Raw genomic sequence first — 4,662 nt, forward strand, 5'->3', positions numbered from 1 at the left:
CACGAATGGAAGTGTTAGTAATGAATCGTTATTTTCAGGATAACATTTTTCATAAATTTTATTTAAGATTTTTAAATCACTTGAATTCTCGACAAAAATGCATTTTTTAGAATTCGCAATCCTTAATAATGTAATGTTTTGCGAACTGCCTAAATTCTCCAATGTATTTTGTACAGAAATGATGTCCGAAGAAAATTTCATTGTTTGTTTAGATTTATCAATCATTAGTACATTTTCAGGATTAACTTCTGATAAAATTTCCACTGAATGTGAAGCAATAATTACCTGCTTAAATCTATTCTTTACAATTTTTACTAAACTTCTCTGTAAGTCTGGATGCATATAAACATCTGGTTCATCTAATATCACAGTCTCAGAATTTGCAGATTTGCAAATAAACCAAATAATCTGGAGCCACATTTGAAGACCACTCCCCATATAGCCTATCTCCGAAGTAAATCTATCTGCTTCTATGATCAATTGGATCGGAGGAGTGCTATCCCCTGTAAATCCTCTTGACGGTGCAATCAATTCTTTTACTTTCAAACCTTGCCAAGTTTGCTCTGCTAACTGACAAAATTCTTTGTAAACTGTTACATCCTTTGTTTTCTCATCTAATATCTCATTTCTAAAGTGCCTACTAGACAAATAAGTATCTCGACCATTAACAATTGTACTTCCAGCTAACTGTCTTTCTTCTTCTTTAATTAATCCAATTTGAGGTAATATCTCAACTCTTGAAAAGGTACTTGCTAGAAATTTATTTGCACTTTTTATATTTCTTCCCAATTTATCATAATAACAAGCATAAGCAACATCATCTGAAATATAAATTTCAATCTTATTCTTATCATTAAAATATCCTATTATTTTTGAAATAATATCTTCTTTGTAAAAATGAGATACTGTCCGTAGATCAATCTTCAAAGAATCTAACTTAAGTTTCTTTGATTTTTTGTTTCTCTGCTGAAAAATAGAGGGCAAATCTTTATAAGTCTGTTTTGAACCACTTTTTATTGCAAGTGATAGCAATCGCAACCCCTCAATCATAGTAGACTTCCCAGCATTATTCTTTCCTACAGCAATTGTAATATCTCTTAACGGGATTGTAGCATTTTCAAAACATTTATAATTTATAAATTGAATTTTTTCTAACATGAAAATTTACTCCTAAAAGAATATTTAATTCATATTTATTTCTGGATTATTTAGCCTAATAAAAAACCATTTAGTGTAAACTGCGCAAGTAAAAATTAGCAAAAGATTACACAAAATGGTTACTTTATACCGTCAACACTATATTACACCAACTTCTTCATTTCATCAATACGTGCTACGGTCGCGTCGTACTTAGCTTGGTAGTCGGCTTGTTTGTCGCGTTCTTTTTGGACGACTTCTGGTTTGGCATTGGCTACGAAGCGTTCGTTAGAGAGCTTCTTACCGACCATATCCAGTTCTTTTTGCCATTTAGCCAGTTCCTTGTCGAGACGAGATAGTTCTTCTTCGACATTGAGGAGGTCTGCCAGTGGCAAGTAGATTTCTGCTCCTGTGATGACGCTTGACATAGCGAGTTCAGGTGCAGGGATGTTTGATGCGATTTCCAAGTGTTCTGGATTTGTGAAGCGTTTGATGTAGTTAACATTGCTGTTAAAGAAGGCTTCCAAGTCGCTATCGCTTGTCTTAACAAGGATTGTGATAGGCTTGCTTGGTGCTACGTTTACTTCCGCACGTGCATTACGAACAGCACGGATCAAGTCTTTGAGACTTTCCACGCCAGTGTGAGCTGCAAGGTCTTCAAAGGCTGGGTTAACAGTTGGGTATTCCGCTGTAACGATAGAGCCTTCTGAGATTTGTCCAAAGATTTCCTCTGTCACGAATGGCATGATTGGATGAAGGAGACGAAGGATCTTGTCCAAAGTGTAAAGGAGAACAGAACGTGTGATAACTTTCTCTTCTTCATTATCGCTATAAAGGACTTCCTTGGTCAACTCAACATACCAGTCCGCAAACTCGTCCCAGATGAAGTTGTAGAGGATGTGACCAGCCACACCAAATTCAAACTTGTCAAAGTTTTCAGTAACTTTGCCGATAGTTTCATTGAGGTTATGAAGAATCCAGCGGTCTGTGACGTTTCCAGCTTCCTTGTTGACAACTTTTTCCACATTGGCAGTTGCTTGCTCAAGGGTCAAGCCTTCATTGTTCATGAGGATGTAGCGAGAGATGTTCCAGATTTTGTTAATGAAGTTCCATGAAGCATCCATTTTCTCGTAAGAGAAGCGCACGTCTTGACCAGGTGCAGAACCGTTTGAAAGGAACCAGCGAAGGGCATCGGCACCGTATTTTTCGATAACATCCATTGGGTCAATCCCGTTTCCGAGAGATTTAGACATTTTGCGTCCTTGCTCGTCACGAATGAGACCGTGGATAAGAACGTTTTGGAATGGCTGACGGCCAGTGAATTCCAAAGATTGGAAGATCATACGAGACACCCAGAAGAAGATGATATCGTAACCTGTTACCAAAGTTGAAGTTGGGAAGTAACGTTTGAAGTCTTCTGAGTCGACATCAGGCCAGCCCATGGTTGAGAATGGCCAAAGGGCAGAACTGAACCAAGTATCCAAGACGTCTTCGTCTTGAGTCCATCCGTCACCTTTTGGAGCTTCTTCGCCGACGTACATTTCACCCTCAGCATTGTACCAAGCAGGGATTTGGTGGCCCCACCAGAGCTGACGAGAGATAACCCAGTCGTGGACATTTTCCATCCATTGAAGGAAGGTATCGTTGAAACGAGGTGGGTAAAATTCTACCTTGTCCTCTGTGTCTTGGTTGGCAATGGCATTCTTAGCCAATTGATCCATCTTGACGAACCATTGAGTAGACAAGCGTGGCTCAACAACTACACCTGTACGCTCTGAGTGACCAACACTGTGAACACGTTTTTCGATTTTAACGAGGGCGCCGATTTCTTCTAACTTAGCAACGACAGCCTTACGAGCTTCAAAACGGTCCATACCTGCAAATTCGAAGGCCAAATCATTCATAGTTCCGTCGTCATTCATGACATTGACTTGTGGCAAGTTGTGTCGTTGACCAACCAAGAAGTCGTTTGGATCATGGGCAGGTGTGATTTTCACGACACCGGTACCAAACTCAGGATTAGCGTGCTCGTCCCCAACGATTGGAATCAATTTATTAGCGATTGGAAGGATGACATTTTTACCAATCAAATCCTTGTAACGTGGATCTTCTGGATTGACCGCAACGGCAACGTCCCCAAACATGGTCTCAGGACGAGTTGTCGCAACTTCAAGGGCGCGTGAACCGTCTTCCAGCATGTAGTTCATGTGGTAGAAGGCACCTTCGACATCCTTGTGAATAACTTCGATATCAGAAAGGGCTGTACGAGCTGCTGGGTCCCAGTTGATGATAAACTCACCACGGTAGATCCAGCCTTTCTTGTAAAGATCCACAAAGACCTTGCGAACGGCTTTTGACAAACCTTCATCAAGAGTGAAACGCTCACGAGAATAGTCTACAGAGAGCCCCATCTTGCCCCACTGTTCCTTGATGGTTGTCGCATATTCGTCTTTCCATTCCCAGACTTTTTCCAAGAATTTTTCACGACCAAGGTCATAACGACTAATGCCCTCACCACGCAAGCGCTCCTCAACCTTAGCTTGAGTTGCAATCCCTGCATGGTCCATTCCTGGAAGCCAAAGCGTGTCAAAACCTTGCATGCGTTTTTGACGGATGATGATATCCTGCAAAGTCGTATCCCAAGCGTGACCAAGGTGAAGCTTACCAGTTACGTTTGGTGGTGGAATGACGATTGAATAAGGCTTAGCCTTTTGATCGCCTGAAGGCTTGAAAACATCAGCATCAAGCCATTTTTGGTAACGACCAGCCTCAACCTCGGCTGGATTGTATTTAGGTGAAAGTTCTTTAGACATGTATTTGTCCTTTCTAGTTAATTTCTAAGCTACTTTGATAAGCATCTAAAATATCAATAGTATCTCTTATAATAGGGCTCTGTGTGGCTTTGTAAAGAGATTTATTCCCAATAATATAAAATTCTTCTTTAGCTCTAGTCGCTGCAACGTTTAAAATATTGGGTTCAGAGACAGCCCAGCGAGCAGCCCCCTCACTCATATTATCTGCTCCAAGCACAAAATATACAATCTTATTTTCTTTTCCTTGGAAAGTATGTACCGTCCCTACATTTATAGGTTTTCCATTTTCCCGCTTTGTAAAACCGATTTTATCTAGTTCTTTTGCTAGTTGAACCGATACATTTTTAAAAGGAGTAATGACATAAATATCATCAAATTCCTCATGTCTTTTCTGCAACTCTTCTTTCAAATAATCAGCTTGCTCAGGAACAAATTTATCCTTAGCACCTCCACCAACGTCAAACCATTCTCCCAGACCTCGAGTTTCTTCCTTTCCTTGAACCATTAAGTTATCATAAGAAATTTTATTGGAAATACTGAACATCGGATCACTAGAACGACGATGAACCCAGAGAGGAAGTCCTATCCATGTCCCATCTTGTTTTTTAAAACCATATTTACTAGCAGAATCCATCAATTCTTGCGTTGATGATACAAGATATTTAGAGTCTATCTTGTGGTGCTGTGCTAAAAATCCTAAAATATTTTTATC

3 protein-coding genes are annotated in these 4,662 nt (G+C 39.9%); all 3 read right to left on the reverse strand.

The window, feature by feature from the left end:
• The coding region (locus tag QZ565_RS08210) for an AAA family ATPase (RefSeq protein WP_295528071.1) at nucleotides 1–1,158 on the reverse strand (1,158 nt) is incomplete at its 3' end.
• Between the two features lie 143 nt (nucleotides 1,159–1,301).
• The gene (locus QZ565_RS08215; protein ID WP_295528074.1) at nucleotides 1,302–3,950 is read right to left on the reverse strand and encodes a valine--tRNA ligase; all 2,649 of its coding nucleotides are present in this window, start codon (nucleotides 3,948–3,950) and stop codon (nucleotides 1,302–1,304) included.
• A 13-nt stretch (nucleotides 3,951–3,963) separates the two neighbouring features.
• Nucleotides 3,964–4,662, reverse strand: a 699-nt coding sequence (locus QZ565_RS08220) for an AAA domain-containing protein (protein ID WP_295528077.1), incomplete at its 5' end; no start/stop codon positions are given.

Origin of the sequence: uncultured Streptococcus sp. (genome assembly GCF_915066115.1) — a bacterium.
GTDB lineage: Bacteria > Bacillota > Bacilli > Lactobacillales > Streptococcaceae > Streptococcus.

Bases quoted from the DNA above. Each gene is read 5' to 3' on its own strand.
- QZ565_RS08215 (WP_295528074.1), bottom strand. From the start codon at position 3,950: ATGTCTAAAGAACTTTCACCTAAATACAATCCAGCCGAGGTTGAGGCT.